Here is a 19,576-nt window from a genome sequence, read left to right as displayed (position 1 = left end):
CTCGGTCTCGGCGGTCTTGGCCTCCTCGACCGTGATGACGCCCTCGTTGCCCACCTTCTGCATGGCGTGGGCGATCATCTCGCCGATCTCCTTGTCGCCGTTGGCGGAGATCGTGCCGACCTGGGCGACCTCGTCGGAGGTCGAGACCTTCTTGGCGCGGGCGATGATGTCCTTCACCGCAGCCTGGGTGGCGAGGTCGATGCCGCGCTTCAGGTCCATCGGGTTGATGCCGGCGGCGACGTACTTGGCGCCCTCGCGGACGATGGCCTGGGCCAGCACGGTCGCGGTGGTGGTGCCGTCACCCGCGATGTCGTTGGTCTTCGAGGCCACTTCGCGCACCATCTGGGCGCCCATGTTCTCGAAGCGGTCGGCGAGCTCGATCTCCTTGGCGACGGTGACGCCGTCCTTGGTGATGCGCGGGGCGCCGAAGCTCTTCTCGATCACGACGTTGCGGCCCTTCGGGCCGAGCGTCACCTTCACCGCGTCTGCGAGGATGTCGACGCCGCGCAGCATCTTATCGCGGGCGTCGGCGGAGAAACGAACGTCTTTCGCTGCCATTGTGTGCCTCTTATCTGGTTGGGTTGCGCCCCAAGACTATGGAAAGTCTCAAAGGGCGGTGAGAGGTGATCCGATCAGACGGCGACGACGCCCATGATGTCGGATTCCTTCATGATCAGGAGGTCCTGACCGTCGATCTTGACCTCGGTGCCGGACCACTTGCCGAACAGGACGCGGTCGCCGGCCTTGACGTCGAGCGGGTTGACGCGGCCCTGCTCGTCGCGGGCGCCGGGACCGACGGCGACGATCTCGCCTTCCTGCGGCTTCTCCTTGGCGGTGTCCGGGATGATGATGCCGCCCTTGGTCTTCTCCTCGCTCTCGATGCGACGGACGACCACGCGGTCGTGCAGCGGACGGAACTTCATGAGCTGCCCTCTTGCTTCAGGTCTGGAGTTGGCGTTGATGCGGCCGGCGGGACCGCTCGCGAACTCGACTGTTAGCACTCTGTCTCGGCGAGTGCCAAAGACGGCGGCGAGATAGGCTCGCTGCGGTTCCGAGTCAAGGCTGTCGCACCCCCGCGCGACGGTGCGATGACGCGCCGGCGGCCTTCCTTCTCGTCCCATGGATAATGCGCCGTCATGTTGAGCCTGCACGGACCCGAAGGCCCGGTGGCGTTGCAACCCGGCAGCCCGATCGCGCGCCATACGGTATGGCTCGACCTGAACGACCCGAGCCCGGAGGAAGCCAAAGCGGTCGAGGCGGCGACCGGTCTGCGCGTGCCGTCCCGGGCGGCGCTGTCGGAGGTCGAGACGTCGAGTCGCCTGCGCCGGGTGAAGGGCGGCCTGTCGCTCTCGACGCCGATGATCACCTTCGAGCAGAGCGCGTCGCAGGTGAAGCCGCTGGGCTTCCTGCTAACCAAGGACCACTTCGTCACGATCCGCTTTCACGACCTGCGCGCCTTCGACTCCTCCGCGAAGCGCATCGCGGAGGGCGATGGCAGCACGACCCCGAGCGAGATCTTCCTCGTCGTCCTGGAGGAGCTGGTCGACAGCCTCGCGGACGCCCTGGAGGACATGGGATCGGAACTCGACACGCTCTCGACCCGGATCTTCGACTTCGACGTCCGCGGTGCCGAGCGGCGGCGCCTGGAGAGCCCGCCGCCCCGGCGCCGCGACCTCGCCCTGCGCCGGATTCTGCGGGGCATCAGCAACCGCGGAAAGGTCCTGGGGAAGATCCGCGCCAGTCTGCTCGGGCTCGAACGGATCGTGCCGTTCGTCGCCGCAGCCTGCGACGGCATCGGCCTGCCGGAGGACGCGCGCTTCGAGACGATCAAGCGGGACATCGAATCCCTCGACGAGTTCGAGACGCGCCTCGCTGAGAACGTGCAGTTCCTGCTCGACGCGGCCCTCGGCCTCATCACCATCGAGCAGAACAACGTCTTCCGGGTGCTCACCGTCGTCTCGGTGGTCGGCGTCCCGCCAACCTTGATCGCGTCGATCTACGGCATGAACTTCAAGCACATGCCGGAGCTGGACTGGACTCTCGGCTATCCCTACGCGCTCGGCCTGATCCTTTTCAGCGCCATAGCGCCTATAGTATACTTTCGAATGCGCGGTTGGTTCTGATATTCAGACCGTTTTAACAGCACAAAAAGCGTCTCGCCAAGTGTTAGTGGCGGGGAAATCATCTACCCCGACCTCGAAGGCACTTCGTCATCGCGATCAAAAGTCTTCGATTGCCTGCCGGCAAACGGAGACCAGCATAACGCAGCAAGAAAGAGTTCATTAACGCTGCGATGCGATACCCGCGGGCGAGGAATGCGAGTGTCGAAATGTTCAACCGTACGACTTTCAACGAAGCCCAGGCCAAGATTGATGCCCTGGATCGTTCGCTCGCGATCATCGAGTTTTCGATGGACGGAAACGTCGTCCATGCGAACAAGAATTTCTTGAAGCTGATGAAGTATGATCTGCCGGATATTCAGAACCGGCACCACCGTCTCTTCGTGGATAGGGCTTATGCCGAGACCGCGGAGTATACGGAATTCTGGGACAAGCTGAAGGTCGGCCAGTACGTCACCGGCGAGTTCCTCCGCCTGGACAAGGACGGCAACTCGGTCTGGCTGGAGGCGACATACAATCCCGTCCTCGACGCCCGTGGCCGGCCCGTGAAGGTGGTCAAGTTCGCCTCGGACATCTCCGCCAAGAAGAAGGAGATCAACCGGCTCCTGACCATGATCGACAACGTTCCGGTGGCCGTCATGACGGCCGACCTCAAGAACGACTTCAAGATCGACTATATGAACGCCACCTCGCGCCGGACCCTCGGGACGATCGACCAGCATCTGCCGGTGAAAGTCGACGACATGCTCGGCCGGTCGTTCGACATCTTCCACAAGAATCCGAGCCACCAGCGCACCATGCTGGCGGATGCGAGCCGGCTGCCGCACTCCACCAAGATCAAGGTCGGACCCGAGACCCTAAACCTGCGCGTCACGGCCGTGAACGACGAGAAGGGTCAGTATCTCGGGCCGATGCTGACCTGGGCCGTGGTCACCGCGCAGGTGAACATGGAGACCGACGTCAAGCGGGTGGTCGAGGCGGTGGGCTCGGCCATCCAGGAGATGCAGAACTCGGCCGAAGGGCTGATGCAGTCCGCCGAATCCGCACGGCACAAGGCCTCGTCGGTCGCGGCAAATTCCGAGCAGATGAACGGCGCGATCCAGGAGATTTCCGGTCAGGTCGGGCGCGTCTCGGAGCGCGCGCAGCAGATCGCCGCGCAGGCCGGGACCACGGACGCGACCATGCGCCAGCTCGCCGAGAATGCCCGCAAGGTCGACGCGGTGGTCAGCATGATCAAGTCGATCGCCGACCAGACCAATCTCCTGGCGCTGAATGCGACCATCGAGGCGGCGCGGGCGGGGGCCGCCGGCCGCGGCTTCGCGGTGGTGGCCTCCGAGGTCAAGGCGCTCGCAGAGCAGACCGCCAAGGCGACTGGCGAGATCACACAGCAGGTCTCGGCGATCCAGAGCGCCACCGGCGAGGCGGTGGGAGCGATCGAGATGATCACCGCGGCGGTGGGCGAGTTGTCCAAGCTGACCCTGGCGATGGCGAGCGCCGTCGAGGAGCAGGCGGTCTCCACCCACGAGATGGCGGGCAATATCGGCGGTGTTTCCGAGGCCGCCAATGCCACCGGTCAGCTCGCCCGGGCCGTCCAGGATGTCGCCGAGAGCCTCGCGGGCCACTCGGCAAGCCTGTCGGACAGCGTGACCCGGTTCATGAAGACGGCCTGAGGCCGGATCAGACCGGGCGCCTCGCCGCGGCGCCGTCCTGCCGAACGAAGCGAGGCGATCCCGTCGGCGCGGCGCATCGAGACGACGCGCCGCGCGAATTTGCGCGGGATGACGGGCGCGCTCAGTCCCGGGCGAGCTGCGCCCGGCCGATGGCGAAGACCCGGCCGTCGCCGAGGAGGTGGGCGGTGAATCCCTTCGGGAACAAGCCCTCGATGGCCTTGTCGCGCACGTTCAGCCCGCCCGCATAGGCGCCGAAGGCCGGCATCACCAGCCGCGTGCCATCCGTGACGAAGCAGCGGCGGCGGACGGCACGCCCCCGCATCGCGACCTTCCCGCAGGGATGGAGATGGCCGGCGATCTCGCCGGGAACGGGCTCCGGGCTCGGCTCGTGGCGCAGGACGAGGCCGCCGAGGGTCAGCGCGTCGGCGTAGCGCCCGCCGACGCCTTCGTTCACGGCCGCATCGTGGTTGCCGGCGATCCAGACCCAGTCCCGGCCCTCCTGCAGCGCCGCCACCAAGGCGCGGTCGCCCGGCTCCATGCGCTCGGGCCCGCGGGCGTCGTGGAAGGAGTCGCCCAGGGCGACCACGCGGGCGGGCTCGTGACGCGCCACCGCCTCGTGGAGGCAGGCGAGCGTCTCGCGGGTGTCGTAGGGCGGCAGGAACTGGCCGGATCGGGCCGCGTAGGACGAGCCCTTCTCCAGGTGGAGGTCGGACACGATCAGCGTCCGGTGCTCCGGCAGCCAGAGGCCGCCGCAGAGATCGAGCACCAGGGTCTCGCCCGCGAGCATCAGGGTGGGGTGCTTGTGAGTCTTCTCGAGTCTCAGGCCGGCCGCCAAGATCGCATCCTCGGTGTCGTCGGGGGAGGGCGGATCGACGGTCAGGACAGAGCCTCTTGGAGAAGCTCCGCCTCGGCCTCGGCCAGGATCTCGTCGGCGCCCTCGCCGTAGACCCGCTCGCGCCCGATCTCGAGCATCACGGATACGGAGAGCGGCGAGACCCGGTCGAGAGACCTGTGGATGATTCGCCCCTGGATGCGCTCTAGCATCATGCCGAGGCGCCTCACGTCGAGGAGTCCGGTTGCCGCATCCTGCCGCGCCGCCCGCAGCAGGAGGTGGTCGGGCTGGTGCTTGCGCAGTACGTCGTAGATCAGATCGGTCGAGATCGTGACCTGCCGGCCGGATTTCTTCTGCCCCGGATGGTGGCGCTCGATCAGCCCGGCGATGACGGCGCATTGCCGGAAGGTGCGCTTCATCATGGCCGATTCGTCGAGCCACGCCTCCAGATCGTCGCCGAGCATGTCGACCGCGAAGAGGTCGCCGATGAAGTCGGGATCGCGGGCGGCGCGTTCGGAAACGTCGCGGGTCGTCCAGATCGCGATGCCGTAATCGTTGGCCGCGAAGCCCAGCGGCCGCAGGCCGTCGCGCTCCAGCCGGCGGGTGAGCAGCATGCCGAGCGTCTGGTGCGCGAGGCGGCCCTCGAATGGGAAGGCGGTCAGATAGTAGCGTTTGCCCCGCGGGAACGTCTCTACGAGCAGATCGCGCTCACCCGGCAGGACCGAGCGGCGGCGCTGCTGGACCAGATACTCGCCGATCTGCTTGGGCAGGCGATCCCACGCGAACGGGTCGGCGATGAGTGCCCGGACCCGGGCGGCGAGGAAGGTCGAGAGCGGGAATTTCGCGCCCGCGTAGGACGGGATCGCCGGGTCGGTGCCGGGCGGGGCGCGGGTCACGAGGCACTCGTCCTCGGCGAGGCCCTCGAAGCGGAGGGTCTCGCCCGCGAACAGGAAGGTGTCGCCGACGGTCAGCGTCTCGGCGAACTCATCCTCGATCTCGCCGAGCACCCGGCCGGATTTCGGCAGGACCGTGCCGGGCTTGCCGCGCAGGGTCCGGCCCAGACGGACCCGGACCCGCGCCGCCTCCACGATGGTGCCGACATTCATCCGATAGGCCTGCGCGGTGCGGGCGTCGCGCACGCGCCAGAGCCCGTCCGGGCCGCGCAGGATCTTGGCGAAGCGTTCGTAGGCGCGCAGCGCGTAGCCCCCGGTGGCGACGTAATCGACCACCTGCTCGAAAGCTTCCCAGGTGAGCCCGGCATAAGGCACCGCCGAGACGATCTCGTCGTAGAGATCGACCGGGTCGAAGGCGTCGGCGCAGGCCATGCCGAGCACGTGCTGGGCGAGGACGTCGAGGGCGCCCTGGCGGGCATCGGGGGTGTCCTGCGCGGCTTCCTCGACGGCGTCGAGCGCCGCCTGGCACTCCAGCATCTCGAAGCGGTTGCCCGGGACGAGATAGGCCTTCGAGGGCTCGTCCATGCGGTGGTTGGCCCGGCCGATCCGCTGCATGATCCGGCTCGCGCCCTTCGGCGCACCGACATTGACCACGAGATCGACGTCGCCCCAGTCGATGCCGAGATCGAGGGTCGCGGTGCAGACGATCGCCCGCAGCTGACCCGCCGCCATGGCGGCCTCGACCCGGCGGCGCTGCTGCGCGTCCAGCGAGCCATGATGGATCGCGATCGGCAGCGCGTCCTCGTTGAGCCGCCACAGCTCCTGGAAGGTGTACTCGGCCTGAAGCCGGGTGTTCACGAAGACCAGCGTGGTCCGGTGCTCCTTGATGAGCTCGTAGATGGCCGGCATCGAGTGCCACGCGGTGTGGCCGGAGATCGGCAGCGCCCGGCCGAGATCGAGCATGCGCAGATCCGCCTTCGCGCCGCCCGCCACCGTGACGAGATCGGCCATGGGGGGCGCGACCTGCCCCCTCTCCCGAGCGGGAGAGGGCTGGGGTGAGGGACGAGGAGTCTCAGGATCAGGCACGTCGGCGCCGGGCGTCGCGGTCGAGTCAGGTTCTGTGAGTTCTCGTTCTTCACCCTCTCCCGCTCGGGAGAGGGGACCCACGCCCGGTCCCACAACCGTGTCGGCCGTTTCGTCGTGCAAAGTGGGAGGCGCACCCGCAGACGGGGGGAAGGGAAGCGGCCCCTGCGGCACCAGATATTTCCGCAGCTCATCCGGCTCGCGCACCGTCGCGGACAGCCCGATCGCCGCGAGCCCCGGGCTCAGGCGATGCAGACGCGCCAGCGCCAGCGACAGCAGGTCGCCGCGCTTGGACGTCACCAGCGCGTGCAACTCGTCCAGCACCACGCACCGCAATCCGGAGAAAAACTCGGCCGCCTCGCGGTGGGCGATCAGCAGCGCCAGCTGCTCGGGCGTGGTCAGCAGGATGTCGGGCGGACGGCTGATCTGACGGGTGCGCTTGTGCGCAGGGGTATCGCCGGTGCGGGTCTCGACGCGCACCGGCAACCCCATCTCGGCGATCGGCGCGTCGAGGTTTCGGGCGATGTCCACCGCCAGCGCCTTGAGCGGCGAGACGTAGAGGGTGTGGAGCCCCGCCGGCTTCAGCTTCTGCGTCCCGCGCTCAGCGAGGGCGACGAGGCTGGGCAGGAAGCCGGCCAGCGTCTTGCCGGCCCCGGTCGGCGCCACGAGGAGGGCCGACCGGCCGGCGCCGGCGATCCGCAGGAGATCGAGCTGGTGCGGCCTGGGCGCCCAGCCGCGGGCCGCGAACCAGGCCTGGAACCGCTCCGGAAGGACCTCGGACAGGTCGCTCAGGCGAGCGCCATCAGGAAACGGTCGATCAGTTCCAAGGCCCTCTCGCTCATCGGGCTCGGATAGCGAGCGAACACGTGACACTCGCCGGGATAGACCGCGGTGTGGCCGCCATTGCCGGCCGCCGCCCAGCGCGCCGACATGTACAGCGTGTCGTCGAGGAGGGGATCGGCAGTGCCGATGGTGAACAGGGCCGGCGGCAGCCCCTTCAAGTCGGCATAGATCGGCGACACGTCCGGCCGACGCCGGTCGATACCCTCGCGGACATAGCCGTCGGCGAACTTGGTCAGGTCGCGGGTGTTCACGACGAGCCGCTCCTCGCCCCAGTTCCGGACCGATGGGGTGAGGCCGAGGTCGAAGAAGCCGGCATTCAGGTTGGCGCCCCGGAAGGCCCGCGGCAGGTTGTGCTTGTCGCGCAGCCGCAGCAGCACCATCACGGCGAGGTGCGCGCCCACCGACTCGCCCCCGATCGTCAGGGCGTGAATGCCGAACTCGACCTTGCCGGGGCCGGCCAGCCAGAGGGCCGCCGCCTCGCAATCGTGCAGCGCCGCCGGATAGGGATGCTCCGGGGCGAGCCGGTACTCCACCGAGAGGGCGACGAAGCCGCAGGTGTCGGCGATCCGCTCCAGCCAGGGATCCTGCTCGTCGGCGGAGCCCCAGACCCAGCCGCCGCGATGGATGTGCAGATAGGCGCCGCGCAGCTTCGTACCGGGCTTGGGCCGGACCACGCGGAGCTTGAGAGGACCACCGGGCCCGTCGATCGTCAGCCACTCCGCCCGGGCGCTGTGCGGCATGGCCGGCGCCGCCTTGGTGCCCAGGCGGCGGCGCTCGCGGACTTCGGCGATCGGCAGCGACCAGGGATCGGGCAGGGCGGCATGCGCCGCCACGATCTCGGCGTTGATCCGGATCGTCTCGGGATCGATCGTCGCCGGGTCGAACAGGGCGTGGTCGATCATCGTGCGTATGGTCCCGTCGGCACTCGAGCCTCTCACAACACTCCCATATCCCGGGAGTTCTCCCTTTGGTCGAGGGGGCGCTGCGACAACCCGGCGTCGCGCCCCACCCCGTCCTGCATCTTGGCCCTGCATCTTGGCGTGCGCGTCGCCGCTTGCCATCTGCACGGCGCAGGAGAAACCCGCCAACGCCCGATCCGCGTTCCGGTTTCGACGCGGTGTGGTGCGCCGGCCACGGTTCCGCCCGCTTCGTCGCCGATCCGAAGGCCCTGAGGCTTCACGAGGACGCAATGCTCGTCGATCACGACCGGCGCCGGCAAGGCTATCAGCAGGGCGCGCCGCCGAACGCCCCCTACGGGGCGGAGACCTACCGGTCACGACCCTCGGCGCTCCGGCGCTTCCTCGGCGGCTCGCCCGCCGGCGTGTTCCTGCGCTTGCTGTTCCTGTCGGTGCTGGTCGGCGCCTTCATGTCGATGCTCGGCCTCACGCCCGGGCGGCTGTTCTGGCACGTCTATGATTCGGCGCGGGCGCTGATCGATGTCGGGCTCGCCTCGCTCCACGATTTCGGCGGCTGGATCCTTGCCGGGGCGATCGTGGTCGTGCCGCTCTGGCTGATCGCGCGCCTCTTCGCCGTCTCGCGCTGACCGAATCCGAGGCCGACCGGCACGGTCAGGCCCGTCATCCCGGCGCCGCGGAGCGGAGCCTGGGAGCCTGACCCGCCGATGCCCTCGTCCGGCTTTGCGCGGACGGCGCAGCTTACCAGCGTGAGGCCTGATGCACGCCGCCAGCCCCGGCCGCCCGACGAACCGCCGCGTCCTGGCTCTGGCGCTGCCGATGACGGTCGCCAACGTCACGACGCCGATGCTCGGCTTCGTCGGGGCGGCGGTGATCGGCCGGCTCGGCGACGCGGCGCTGCTCGGCGCCATCGCCCTCGGCGCGGTGATCTTCGACGCGATCTTCTGGTCGTTCGGGGCGCTTCGCATGGCGACCGCCGGCCTGACCGCGCAGGCGGTCGGCGGACAAGACGAGCCGGAGGTCGACCGCATCCTCGCACGGGCGCTGGCGGCGGGCGCCCTGATCGGCCTCGTCCTGGTGGTCCTGCAGGGGCCGCTCGCCCAGCTCGCCTTCCGGATCAGCGGAGCGAGCGAGGCCGTGATTGCGGGCCTTGCGACCTATTTCCACATCCGCATCCTGTCCGCGCCCTTCGTGCTGGCGAGCTACGGCGTGCTCGGCTCGGTCCTGGGGCGCGGGCGCACCGATCTGGGCCTGCTGCTGCAGGTCGCGATCAACCTGACCAATGTCGCGCTGACGCTCACCCTGGTCCTGGGCTTCGGCCTCGGGCTCGCCGGGGCGGCGCTGGCGACGCTGGGCGCCGAGGCCCTCGGGCTCGGCCTCGGGCTGGTCCTCCTGGCGCGCCTCGGCGCGCGGCCGTTCCGGGTGCCGCTGCGCGATCTCCGCGACGCCACGGCGCTTCGCCGGACGGTCAGCGTCAACGGCGACGTGATCCTGCGGACGCTCGCCCTGATCACCAGCATCGTGCTGTTCTCGGCGCTGGGCGCCCGGCAGGGCGACGTGGTGCTGGCGGCGAACTCGGTCCTGTGGAATCTCTTCCTGATCGGCGGGTTCTTCCTCGACGGCTTCGCCACGGCGGCCGAGACCCTCTGCGGCCAGGCGGTGGGCGCCCGGGACGCGGACGCGTTCGATGCGGCCGCCACCCTGTGCCTGCGCTGGTGCCTCGGCTTCGGGCTCGCGGTCAGCCTGCTGTCGCTGGCGGGCGGCGCGGCCCTCATCGATGCCGTGACGACGAACGGGCCGGTGCGCGAGGCGGCGCGCTCCTACCTCGTCCTCGCGGCCCTGGCGCCGCTCGCCGCCGCTGCGCCCTTCGCGTATGACGGGATCTACATCGGCGCGACCTGGACCCGGGCGATGCGCAACCTGATGGCGTGCGCGCTCGCCGCCTATTGCGCGATCCTCGTGCTGGTCGAGAGCCTGGGCCTCGGCAATACCGGGCTGTGGCTCGCCTTCGTGGGCTTCCTGGGCGCCCGGGGCCTCGGACAGGCGATCGCCTTCCCGGGCCTCGCCCGGGACACGTTCCGGGAACCAGCGTCATCCGCACGCGAACAGGCGGCCTAGGCGGATTCCGCGTCCGTGCGAGGCGAGCGGCCTGCTAGCGCGGATCCTTCCAGGTGGTGGGCTGGGCGGACGGCGCGGCGCGGGCGACGGTGCCCGTGGTGCGCGGCATGACGGCCTCCGCCCGACGCGGGTAGGACCGGCGCGGCGCCGCGGAGCCGTAGCGGCGGCCCCGGCGGACATGGCGGCGCCCGCGCTCCGTCGAGTTCCCCACGAAGCCGCCGACCACGGCGCCCGCGACGGCACCGATCGGCCCGCCGACCAGCGCCCCCGCGACCGCGCCGGAGCCGACGCCGAGGGTGGTCCGGCTCTGGGCCCGGGCCGCCTCGGGTGCCGCCAATGTCCCGAGCAAGGCCAGGGTGACCAAGACTTTGCGCATCGTCGAGTTTCCGGGTTCCAAGAATTGGTTTCGTCCGGCCTTTAAGCGGCGGAACATGACCAAACCGCGGCTTCGATCTGCGCAGAGAGGCCGCGGTATCAAACCGCCCGGGAACTCACCGGCCCCGATCGTCAGGGTGTGGCGCGGCCGGTTTCGTGCTTTAGGGTGCAGTGCAACGACAGGAGGCCGCGCGACGGCCCAGGAGGGAGAAGCCGATGGCCACGACGACCGATCTGCGCCTGCGCCGGAGCGTGCTCTACATGCCCGGCTCGAACCAGCGGGCGCTCGACAAGGCCAAGACCCTGCCGGTGGACAGCATCATTCTCGACCTCGAGGATGCCGTCGGTCCGGAGGAAAAGGAGATCGCCCGGGAGCAGGTCTGCGCAGCCGTGAAGAGCGGCGCTTACGGCAGCCGCGAGCTGATCATCCGGGTCAACGCCCCGCAGACCCCCTGGGGTGAGGCGGATCTCCACGCCGCCATCGAAGCCAAGCCCGACGCGATCCTGATGCCGAAGGTCTCGTCGCCGGCGGTGCTAGAGAGCATCGCCGACCGGCTCGAATCCCTCGACGCCCCGGAGGGCATCGCGATCTGGGCGATGATCGAGACGCCGGCCTCGATCCTCAACATCCAGGAGATCGCACGGGCCAAGCGCGATCCGCGCAACCGCCTGACCTGCCTTGTGCTGGGCACCAACGACCTCGCCAAGGACACCTGGGCCAAGATCGTGCCCGGCCGCGTGCCGATGCTGCCCTGGATGATGATGGCGCTGGCCGCGGCCCGGTCGGAGGGCTTGGCCATCCTCGACGGCGTGTACAACGACATCGCCGATACCGAAGGCTGTCGCGAAGAGTGCCGTCAGGCCCGCGACCTGGGCTTCGACGGCAAGACGCTGATCCACCCGACGCAGCTGGAGCCCGCCAACACGTCCTTCGCCCCCACCGAGGAGGAGGTGCGCCGGGCCAAGCTGGTGATCGAGGCGTTCGAGCGCCCGGAATATGCCAAGCGCGGCGCGATCAAGCTGGAGGGTCGGCTCTACGAGCGGCAGCACCTCGGCGTGAACCGCCGGGCGGTCACCTGGGCCGAGGCGATCAAGGCGAAGGGGTTCTGAACCGTCTTCCAGCCCGCAGCGCCACCCTCTGCCGTGTCGCGCGGGCCTGGGTCATCGCGCGACCCTCGTGATGACGGGTCCGCACTTGTTCATCATGTGGCGCATCCGGCGGATTCGTAGCGCGTCCGCTGGGTGCGCCCATCGCGCGCCGTGACCACGACGAGCCCGGCCTCCTCCAGGCCGACCAGCGACCGCAGCACGAGCGCGTGCTCCACCCCGACGGTGCGGGCGAAGGCGCGGCTGTCGCCCGGCAGGCCGAGATCCAGCGCCGCCAGGAGACCCGCCGACAGCGGGTCGAGGCCGGGATGAGCGGCCGAAACCCGGTCGAGGGCGGCGACGAACGCCGCCTCGTCGGGGCCCTGGCTCACGCGGCCACGGGCGCCTGCAGGGTCACCAGCACGGATTTGGAGGTCGGCGTGTCGCTCTTCTCGCCGAAGGTCGACAGGGGCACCAGCACGTTCAGCTCCGGATAGTAGCCGGCCAGCGATCCCCGCGGCATGTCGAAGGGCACGAGGCGGAAATTCTCCGCGCGGCGGGTGATGCCGTCGTCGTGCGTGCCCACGATGTCGACGCGCTCGCCGAGCCGGTCGCGGATCGCCGCAAGGTCGTCCGGATGGGCGAACAGGACGCGGCGCTCGCCGTAGACGCCGCGGTAGCGGTCATCCATCCCGTAGATCGTGGTGTTGTACTGGTCGTGGCTGCGGAACGTCTGCAGCACGAACGTGTCACGGGCCTTCCGGGCGGCCTGATGTTCGGTTTCGGCCGGAAGGGCATCCGCCGAGAAATTGGCCCGGCCGGTGGCCGTCTCGAATACCCGCTCGGCGGCGAGGTTGCGCAGCATGAAGCCGCGGGGCTTGCGCACGCGGGTGTTGTAGCCGGTGAAGCCCGGGATCGTGGCGGCGATCGCCTCGCGGATCCGGTCGTAATCCGCGGCGAAGCCGGCCCAGTCGATGGCGGAGGCGCCGAGAGTCGCCTGCGCCATCCCGGCGATGATGGCGATCTCGGACCGCAGCTCCTTCGAGGCCGGCTTGTTGATGCCGCCCGACCCGTGGACCATGCTCATCGAATCTTCGACGGTCACGATCTGGATCTTGCCCTCTTCGGTCCGGTCGATCTCGGTGCGGCCGAGGCAGGGCAGCAGGTAGCCGACCGCGCCGGGCACCAGATGGGCGTGGTTGAGTTTCGTGGCGATGTGGACGGTGAGCCGGCACGACGCCAGCGCCTGCGCCACCACCGGCGTGTCGGGCGTCGCCCGCAGGAAGTTGCCGCCGAGCCCGATGAAGGCCTTGGACGTGCCGTCCCGCATGGCGCGGATCGCCGCGAGCACGTTGTGACCGTGCCGGCGCGGCATGGCGAGGCCGAAATGCTGCTCCAGGGCGTCCAGAAAGGACGCGGAGGGGCGCTCGTTGATGCCGACCGTGCGGTCGCCCTGCACGTTCGAGTGGCCCCGGACCGGGCACAGGCCCGCGCCGGGGCGGCCGATATGGCCGCGCAGGAACAGGAGGTTGGCGATCTCCCGGATCGTCGCCACCGAGTGCCGATGCTGGGTCACGCCCATCGCCCAGGTGGCGATGACCCGCTGCGCGCCGAGATAGACGTCCGCCATGGCGGCGATCTCGTCCATCGTGAGGCCGGACTGGTCGAGGATCGCGTCCCAGGAAGTCGCCTCAACGGCCGACCGATAGGCGTCGAGACCGGCGGTGTGGTGCTCCAGGAAGGCCTGGTCGAGGAGCGACGGCCGGCCGGCCGCCAGGGCCTCGGCGTCGCGGGCGAACACGATCTTGGCGATGCCCCGGAAGGCCGCCATGTCGCCGCCCGAACGCGGCTGCAGATAGTGGCTGGCGATGGGGCGGCTCGAGCCGCGGAGCATCTCGACGGTGTTCTGCGGATCGGCGAACCGCTCCAGGCCGCGCTCGCGCACCGGGTTGAGCACCACGACCTGGGCGCCGCGCTCGGCCGCCCGGCGCAGGTCGCCGAGCATCCGCGGATGGTTGGTCCCGGGATTCTGGCCGACGCAGAAGATCGCGTCCGCCTTCTCGAAATCCTCCAGCAGGACCGTGCCCTTGCCGATGCCGATCGCATCGATCAGCGCCACGCCGCTCGCCTCGTGGCACATGTTCGAGCAGTCGGGGAAATTGTTGGTCCCGTAGGCCCGGGCGAAGAGCTGGTACAGGTAGGCGGCCTCGTTGGAGGCGCGGCCCGAGGTGTAGAACTCGGCCTGGTCCGGATGGTCGAGCCCGCGCAGGGTCGCGCCGATCTCCGCGAAGGCCGCGTCCCAGCTCACCGGCAGGTAGCGGTCGCTCGCCGCGTCGTAGCGCATCGGATGCGTCAGGCGGCCCTGGCCCTCGAGGGCGTAGTCGCTCCAGTCCCGCAGCTCGGTCAGCGTGTGCTTGGCGAAGAAGGACGGCTTCGTGCGCTTGTCGGTGGCCTCCCAGGAGACCGCCTTCACGCCGTTCTCGCAGAACTCGAAAGACGAGCCGTGCTCCGGGTCGCCCCAGGCGCAGCCGGGGCAGTCGAACCCGTCGGGCTGGTTGGCCTTCAACAGCGCGCGGGCGCCGGTGAGGGGCGCGCGGCTGCCGAGCAGGTGCTTGCCGCAGCTCTTCAGAGCACCCCAGCCGCCGGCGGCGGATGAGCGCTTGGAAGACCCTTCAGATTGGGCCATGAACCGTCCTGGATTGGCTGACGCGACGTGTCTCGCAGACGCGAGATAAGCGGCTCTCCAGGTCCCTCACAATGGCGTGCGGGCGCAGGCCCCTCATGCATGGGGCACAGGCTAAGCTCCCACTCCGCAAAGCCTTTCTAAACTGGCGCGTCCCCTCTCACGCGGTGCGGGCGAGTTCCGCGGCGTCCCGTCCGACCACCGTGGCGAGGCTGGTGACGCCGGCCCGGTCCATCTGCGCCAGCAGGCCCGCCTTGATGCGCCCGACCAGTCCCGGGCCCTCGTACACGAGCGCGGAGTAGAGCTGCACGAGACTGGCCCCGGCCCGGATCTTGGCCCAGGCGGCCTCCGCCGAATCCACGCCGCCGACGCCGATCAGCGGAATCGTGTCTCCGACCCGCAGGCGCGTCTGGGCCAGCATCCGGGTCGCCGGGCCGAAGAGCGGCCGGCCCGACAGCCCGCCGGTCTCCCGAGCGAGCCCCTGCTCGCGGAGGCTCGCCGGACGGGCCACGGTGGTGTTGGACACGACGAGGGCCTGAACGCCGCGCCGTTGCGCCGTTGCGCAGACCGCGTCGAGGGCGTCCAACGCCATGTCGGGGGCGATCTTCAGGAGGATCGCCGCGTCGGCACCCGCCGCGTCGCGGGCCTCGACCGTCCGGGCGAGCAGTTCGTCGAGGAAGGCCTCGCCCTGGAGGTCGCGCAGGCCCGGGGTGTTGGGCGAGGAGACGTTGACGGTGACGAAATCGACCAGCGGCGCGAGGGCGGCGGTGCAGGCCGCGTAGTCGGCGAGGCGGTCGGTGGACTCCTTGTTGGCGCCGATGTTGACGCCGACGATCCCGGAGCGGCCTTTCCGGGCACGCAACCGGCCGGCCACCACCGACACCCCCTCGCTGTTGAGGCCGAAGCGATTGATCACCGCCCGGTCGGCGGTCAGGCGGAACACCCGCGGCCGCGTGTTGCCGGGCTGCGGTCGCGGCACCACCCCGCCCACCTCGACGAAGCCGAAGCCGAGGCTCAGCAACGCGTCGGGAACGCGCGCGCCCTTGTCGAAGCCGGCGGCGAGGCCGACCGGGTTGGGGAAGCGGCGCCCGAGCAGGTCGACGGCGAGCCGCGGGTCGTCCGTCGGCGGGCCAGCCGCCGGAAGGAGCGCCAGGGCGCGCAGCGTCAGGTCGTGCGCGCGCTCCGCGTCAAGGCGATGGAGGAGCGGCCGGACGAGCGGGAAGGCGGCGTCGATCATGCCGGCAGGATCCCGGCCGGAAATGCGTGCCGCCCGTCGCCGTCCAGCGGCATTTCGTCCACCGCGACCACGGCCGAGAGCGGCAGCGGACCGTAGAGGTGCGGGAACAGGTCGCCCCCCCGGGAGGGCTCGTAGCGCAGGCCGTCGCCGAGCGCCTCGGCCTCGACTGCAACGAGGAGCAGGTCGTCCTGTCCGGCGAAGTGTCGGGCGGCCGTCTCGGCGACCTGGGCGGCCGTCGAGAAATGGATGAAGCCGTCCTGGCGGTCGATCGGCGCCCCCGTGAATTGGCCCGCGGCCTCGGCCTCGCGCCACAGGGCACGCGGACAGATCTTGTAGATGAGCGGCATCGAAGCTCCCCGGAACCGACGCGTCGATAGAGGCGCCGGGCGCCGGCGGCAACACCGATGCGCTCTGCCGATTCGAGGAGCGATTGCAATCCGACGCCCGTAGTTCTACTTTCCTACAACTAGGCTGGACGTCACACAGCCCTGTCCGGACCGGCAGAGCGGATCCGGAAAGTAAATTGTCAAGTATCTCCGTGCGTACCCGGCGGGTTTTGAACGGACCCGGCGGACAAACCGTCTCCGTGCCCCCGAGGCAGCCGGATCCCGGCTGGTGAGACGGGGGTGCCGGCCCGCTGAGGGTGAGCCTCCGAGTCCGCGATGCTGTCGCACGAGCAGATCTGGAACGCCATCGACCGGCTCGCCGAGCGCCACGGCTACTCGGCCTCCGGGCTCGCCCGCCGCGCCGGCCTCGACGCCACGAGCTTCAACCGCTCGAAGCGCGTGGGCGCCGACGGCCGCAAGCGCTGGCCCTCCACGGAATCGGTGTCCAAGGTCCTGGCTGCGACCGGATCGAGCCTCGACGAGTTCCTGCGGCTCATCGAGGCGCGGGAGATTCCCGCCCGCACCATGGTTCCGCTGATCGGCCTGACGCAGGCCGGCGCCGGCCGCCTGTTCACCGACGAGGGCATGCCCACTGGCGGCGCGGGGTGGGAGGAGATCGAGTTTCCAGATCTCGGCGAGGAGCGGGCCTTCGCGCTGGAGATCCAGGGCGATTCCATGCTGCCGCTGTTCCGGGACGGCGACGTGCTGATCGTGTCGCCCACGGCCAGCGTCCGCAAGGGCGACCGCGTCGTGGTCCGCCTGCATGGCGGCGAGGTACTGGCCAAGGAGCTGAAGCGGCGCACGGCCCGGACCGTGGAGCTGGCCTCCCTGAACCCCGAACACGAGGACCGAGTCCTGAATCTCGGCGAGATCGCTTGGATGGCGCGGGTCATGTGGGTGCGCCAGTAGACGGTGCTCACGGCGGCCGGCGCTTGGCCATGACGCCGTTCATCGCTATCGCTGGCCCGTCGCGGACCTTCCGCATCCGCTGAGCGCGAACGCAGCATGGTGCAGCCCGGGACGGATCACAGTGCGGGCAGGGGGGAGCCGCTCGGCGGCGAGGCCCGCTCGCTCCTCGACGCGCTGCCGACGCCCAGCCTCCTGCTTGATCCGCAGGGCCGTGTCCTCCACGCCAACCCGGCCCTGGAGCATCTCGCCGGGTATCCGGCCGAGCGGCTCGCCGCGCAGGGTCTGGACCTCATGCTGGCCCATCGCACGACGGCGCTCGATCCCGCCGGCCCCGCGAGTCAGGAATTCCTGGCCGCACGCGCGGACGGGACCACCTTCTGGGCCCATCTGGACACGGCGCCGCTTCCCGGTACCCGCAACCGCATCGGCCAGATCCTCGACGTCACGGCGCGCCGCGAGGCCGAGGGGGCGCTCGCCCTCTCCCGCCAGCGCGAGGCACTGGGGCTGCTGACCAACAGCGTGGCGCACGAGTTCAACAACTTCCTGCAGATCCTGATCGGCTACATCGACGGGCTGAAACGTCGCCTCGGAGACCGGCAGGAGCCGTTCATCCAGCGGGCAATCGCCCGCTCAGCCGACGCCACCGAGCGGGCGGCGATCCTGACCCGGCACCTGCTGGCCTATTCCCGACGCATCGCGCCCGACGTCCGGGCGGTGGACCTCGACGCGATCGTGGCGGATCTCGCAGGCCGCCTCGAGCCCGATCTGCCGCCGGGCATCCGTCTCACCGTCGCGGCGACGCCGGGCCTGCCCCGGGCGATCAGCAATCCGACCCAGATTGAGTTCGCCTTGCGGCATCTCGTCGCCAATGCCTGCGAGGCCATGCCGTCCGGGGGAACGCTGACTCTGTCGACCTTTCGGATCGATCCCGGCGACCGGTCCTTGCAGCAGCCGGGCCTCGGCAGCGTCGGGATCGCGGTCGGGGATACGGGGCTGGGCATGTCGCCCGAGATGCTCACCCGGGCCCTGGCGCCGTTTCAGACCAGTCACGAGGCGGGGCGCGGCGCGGGCCTCGCGATCGTGCATGGGCTGATGAAGCGCCAGAACGGCACCATCACCCTCGACAGCCGCAGCGGGGAGGGGACCCAGGTGCGCCTCGTCTTTCCGGCGGCTCCCGAGCGCACTCTCCACTGAGCCGCCGGGTCCGACGCGCGGCGCAACGCAACCCCGGGCAGCAGGCCTTCGGCGTGCCCGGCTCGGCCGGATCGCCGTTCACCGCGTCCATGGACGGGGGGCGCTCCCGTGGAAAACGTCATCCCGGCGCCGTCGGGCAGGACTAAAACCCGAGCCGGGCCGTTCCCATATCGTCACTGGCGCTCCGCGCTCTTCGGTTCTCGTCCTCTGAGGCGTGTACATGTTTACTGAGATTTCGCGCCGCCGGCGTGTGGCCGCCCTCCTGGCGCTGGCCGCTGCGCTGACCGTCGCGGCGCCCGTCGTCGAAGCCCGTCCGGGCGGCGGCGGATCGTTCGGATCCCGTGGCTCGCGCACCTACACGGCCCCCTCGGCCACGCCGACGGCCCCGGGCGGCGGCATGACCATGCAGCGTTCGCAGACCGCGCCGTCCCCCGGCATGGGCAGCCCCGGCATGCAGGCTCCGGCCGCGCCCGGCCGGCGGTTCGGCGGCGGCTTCTTCGCGGGCCTGCTGGGTGCCGGCCTGATCGGCGCACTCCTCGGCGGCGGCTTCTTCGGCGGCCTCGGTGGCCTCGCCTCGATGATCGGCCTGCTGTTCCAGGTCGGGCTCGTCGTGCTCGTGGTGATGCTGGCCCTGCGCTTCTTCCGCCGCCGGAACGAGCCGGCCGGCGCCGGTGCCCCCTATGCCCGCTCGTCGCTCAACGAAGAGCCCGGCGCGCGCGGCCCGATGGGCGGTGCTCCGGCCGGCCCCGCCGCCGGCATGTTCGGCGGTGGCCAGCGGCCGCCGCAGACACGCCCGGTCCAGATCGGCCCGGCCGACTATCAGGCGTTCGAGCGGCTGCTCGGCGACGTTCAGGATGCCTATTCCCGCGAGGATCGGGTGACGCTGGGCAACCTGTCGACGCCCGAGATGGTCGGCTACTTCGATGAGGAGCTGCGCAACAACGCGGCCCGCGGCGTGGTGAACACGATCTCGGACGTGAAGCTGCTGCAGGGCGATCTTGCGGAAGCCTGGGGTGAGGATCGCACCGACTACGCCACCGTGGCGATGCGCTACGCCCTTAAGGACGTGATGGTGGAGCGGGCTAGCGGCCGCGTCGTCTCGACGGATACGTCCGAGGCGACGGAGCTCTGGACCTTCCTGCGCCAGCCCGGGCGCGGCTGGGTGCTCTCGGCGATCCAGCAGACCCGCTGATTGCGCCGCGCTCCGGCCTTCGGGCCGGAGCCGCCGTGCAG

At 70.1% G+C, this 19,576-nt stretch carries 18 protein-coding genes; 8 read left to right on the top strand and 10 right to left on the bottom strand.

Annotated features, from left to right (window positions below):
• Both PQI07_RS36450 and groES read right to left on the bottom strand, forming a co-directional pair.
• Positions 1-558 (bottom strand): TCP-1/cpn60 chaperonin family protein (locus tag PQI07_RS36450; RefSeq protein WP_274929294.1); only part of this gene is annotated, 558 nt, incomplete at its 3' end.
• 74 nt (positions 559-632) lie between these two features.
• Positions 633-923 (bottom strand): co-chaperone GroES, encoded by a 291-nt coding sequence (groES, locus tag PQI07_RS36445; RefSeq protein WP_010682002.1) that lies wholly within the window; start codon positions 921-923, stop codon positions 633-635.
• A 213-nt stretch (positions 924-1,136) separates the two neighbouring features.
• On the opposite strand from groES, the gene PQI07_RS36440 reads away from it, so the two are divergent.
• Positions 1,137-2,123: a CorA family divalent cation transporter gene (locus PQI07_RS36440; RefSeq protein WP_043351732.1), complete on the top strand. Its 987-nt coding sequence runs from the start codon at positions 1,137-1,139 to the stop codon at positions 2,121-2,123.
• Positions 2,124-2,329: 206 nt separating this feature from the next.
• Complete coding sequence (locus PQI07_RS36435) at positions 2,330-3,790, top strand: methyl-accepting chemotaxis protein (RefSeq protein WP_274929293.1); 1,461 nt, start codon at positions 2,330-2,332, stop codon at positions 3,788-3,790.
• A gap of 121 nt (positions 3,791-3,911) precedes the next feature.
• On the opposite strand, the gene pdeM is transcribed toward PQI07_RS36435, so the two are convergent.
• The 3 genes from pdeM to PQI07_RS36420 all read right to left on the bottom strand — a co-directional run bounded on the left by pdeM (position 3,912) and on the right by PQI07_RS36420 (position 8,343).
• A complete protein-coding gene (pdeM, locus tag PQI07_RS36430) occupies positions 3,912-4,625 on the bottom strand; it encodes a ligase-associated DNA damage response endonuclease PdeM (RefSeq protein ID WP_043351737.1) in 714 nt (237 codons plus the stop codon).
• Between the two features lie 41 nt (positions 4,626-4,666).
• The gene (locus tag PQI07_RS36425) at positions 4,667-7,264 is read right to left on the bottom strand and encodes a ligase-associated DNA damage response DEXH box helicase (protein ID WP_446721020.1); all 2,598 of its coding nucleotides are present in this window, start codon (positions 7,262-7,264) and stop codon (positions 4,667-4,669) included.
• 122 nt (positions 7,265-7,386) lie between these two features.
• The gene (locus PQI07_RS36420) at positions 7,387-8,343 is read right to left on the bottom strand and encodes an alpha/beta hydrolase (protein ID WP_274929292.1); all 957 of its coding nucleotides are present in this window, start codon (positions 8,341-8,343) and stop codon (positions 7,387-7,389) included.
• 287 nt (positions 8,344-8,630) lie between these two features.
• Between PQI07_RS36420 and PQI07_RS36415 the strand changes: the two genes are divergently transcribed.
• Entirely contained in the window at positions 8,631-8,984 is a 354-nt protein-coding gene (locus tag PQI07_RS36415; RefSeq protein ID WP_043351744.1) for a DUF6460 domain-containing protein, read from the top strand.
• Positions 8,985-9,114: 130 nt separating this feature from the next.
• Positions 9,115-10,473, top strand: coding sequence for an MATE family efflux transporter (locus PQI07_RS36410; RefSeq protein ID WP_274929291.1), 1,359 nt, complete (start codon positions 9,115-9,117; stop codon positions 10,471-10,473).
• Positions 10,474-10,507: 34 nt separating this feature from the next.
• On the opposite strand, the gene PQI07_RS36405 is transcribed toward PQI07_RS36410, so the two are convergent.
• Positions 10,508-10,849, bottom strand: coding sequence for a YMGG-like glycine zipper-containing protein (locus PQI07_RS36405; RefSeq protein ID WP_043383204.1), 342 nt, complete (start codon positions 10,847-10,849; stop codon positions 10,508-10,510).
• Positions 10,850-11,064: 215 nt separating this feature from the next.
• Between PQI07_RS36405 and PQI07_RS36400 the strand changes: the two genes are divergently transcribed.
• Positions 11,065-11,958, top strand: a complete 894-nt coding sequence (locus PQI07_RS36400; RefSeq protein ID WP_043383208.1) for an HpcH/HpaI aldolase/citrate lyase family protein — start codon at positions 11,065-11,067, stop codon at positions 11,956-11,958.
• A gap of 92 nt (positions 11,959-12,050) precedes the next feature.
• On the opposite strand, the gene PQI07_RS36395 is transcribed toward PQI07_RS36400, so the two are convergent.
• The 4 genes from PQI07_RS36395 to PQI07_RS36380 form a co-directional block, all read right to left on the bottom strand.
• The gene (locus tag PQI07_RS36395) at positions 12,051-12,326 is read right to left on the bottom strand and encodes a hypothetical protein (RefSeq protein ID WP_043383211.1); all 276 of its coding nucleotides are present in this window, start codon (positions 12,324-12,326) and stop codon (positions 12,051-12,053) included.
• Entirely contained in the window at positions 12,323-14,620 is a 2,298-nt protein-coding gene (locus tag PQI07_RS36390) for an FdhF/YdeP family oxidoreductase (RefSeq protein ID WP_043383213.1), read from the bottom strand. Before PQI07_RS36390 ends, PQI07_RS36395 begins: the two co-directional genes overlap by 4 nt.
• A 157-nt stretch (positions 14,621-14,777) precedes the next feature.
• Positions 14,778-15,854, bottom strand: coding sequence for a quinone-dependent dihydroorotate dehydrogenase (locus PQI07_RS36385; protein WP_274929290.1), 1,077 nt, complete (start codon positions 15,852-15,854; stop codon positions 14,778-14,780).
• The gene (locus PQI07_RS36380) at positions 15,851-16,201 is read right to left on the bottom strand and encodes a DUF952 domain-containing protein (protein ID WP_043755651.1); all 351 of its coding nucleotides are present in this window, start codon (positions 16,199-16,201) and stop codon (positions 15,851-15,853) included. Before PQI07_RS36380 ends, PQI07_RS36385 begins: the two co-directional genes overlap by 4 nt.
• A 315-nt stretch (positions 16,202-16,516) precedes the next feature.
• Between PQI07_RS36380 and PQI07_RS36375 the strand changes: the two genes are divergently transcribed.
• From PQI07_RS36375 to PQI07_RS36365, 3 genes are all read left to right on the top strand, one after another.
• Positions 16,517-17,149 carry a S24 family peptidase gene (locus PQI07_RS36375; RefSeq protein ID WP_043355978.1) on the top strand — a complete coding sequence of 211 codons (633 nt, stop codon included), beginning with the start codon at positions 16,517-16,519 and terminating at the stop codon, positions 17,147-17,149.
• 96 nt (positions 17,150-17,245) lie between these two features.
• The gene (locus PQI07_RS36370) at positions 17,246-18,343 is read left to right on the top strand and encodes a two-component system sensor histidine kinase NtrB (RefSeq protein ID WP_043383223.1); all 1,098 of its coding nucleotides are present in this window, start codon (positions 17,246-17,248) and stop codon (positions 18,341-18,343) included.
• 220 nt (positions 18,344-18,563) lie between these two features.
• Positions 18,564-19,535, top strand: coding sequence for a TIM44-like domain-containing protein (locus tag PQI07_RS36365; RefSeq protein ID WP_274929289.1), 972 nt, complete (start codon positions 18,564-18,566; stop codon positions 19,533-19,535).
• Positions 19,536-19,576: the final 41 nt, after the last annotated feature.

It is taken from the genome of Methylobacterium sp. 092160098-2, assembly GCF_028920805.1.
GTDB lineage: Bacteria > Pseudomonadota > Alphaproteobacteria > Rhizobiales > Beijerinckiaceae > Methylobacterium > Methylobacterium fujisawaense.
Note: the sequence above shows the minus strand (reverse complement) of the source record. Positions and strands in the feature narration are given on the sequence as shown.

Coding starts and splice junctions, on each gene's coding strand:
- groES (WP_010682002.1), bottom strand. CDS start 923: ATGAAGTTCCGTCCGCTGCACGACCGCGTGGTCGTCCGTCGCATCGAG.
- PQI07_RS36440 (WP_043351732.1), top strand. CDS start 1,137: ATGTTGAGCCTGCACGGACCCGAAGGCCCGGTGGCGTTGCAACCCGGC.
- PQI07_RS36435 (WP_274929293.1), top strand. CDS start 2,330: ATGTTCAACCGTACGACTTTCAACGAAGCCCAGGCCAAGATTGATGCC.
- PQI07_RS36420 (WP_274929292.1), bottom strand. CDS start 8,343: ATGATCGACCACGCCCTGTTCGACCCGGCGACGATCGATCCCGAGACG.
- PQI07_RS36415 (WP_043351744.1), top strand. CDS start 8,631: ATGCTCGTCGATCACGACCGGCGCCGGCAAGGCTATCAGCAGGGCGCG.
- PQI07_RS36410 (WP_274929291.1), top strand. CDS start 9,115: ATGCACGCCGCCAGCCCCGGCCGCCCGACGAACCGCCGCGTCCTGGCT.
- PQI07_RS36405 (WP_043383204.1), bottom strand. CDS start 10,849: ATGCGCAAAGTCTTGGTCACCCTGGCCTTGCTCGGGACATTGGCGGCA.
- PQI07_RS36400 (WP_043383208.1), top strand. CDS start 11,065: ATGGCCACGACGACCGATCTGCGCCTGCGCCGGAGCGTGCTCTACATG.
- PQI07_RS36390 (WP_043383213.1), bottom strand. CDS start 14,620: ATGGCCCAATCTGAAGGGTCTTCCAAGCGCTCATCCGCCGCCGGCGGC.
- PQI07_RS36385 (WP_274929290.1), bottom strand. CDS start 15,854: ATGATCGACGCCGCCTTCCCGCTCGTCCGGCCGCTCCTCCATCGCCTT.
- PQI07_RS36380 (WP_043755651.1), bottom strand. CDS start 16,201: ATGCCGCTCATCTACAAGATCTGTCCGCGTGCCCTGTGGCGCGAGGCC.
- PQI07_RS36375 (WP_043355978.1), top strand. CDS start 16,517: ATGCTGTCGCACGAGCAGATCTGGAACGCCATCGACCGGCTCGCCGAG.
- PQI07_RS36370 (WP_043383223.1), top strand. CDS start 17,246: ATGGTGCAGCCCGGGACGGATCACAGTGCGGGCAGGGGGGAGCCGCTC.
- PQI07_RS36365 (WP_274929289.1), top strand. CDS start 18,564: ATGTTTACTGAGATTTCGCGCCGCCGGCGTGTGGCCGCCCTCCTGGCG.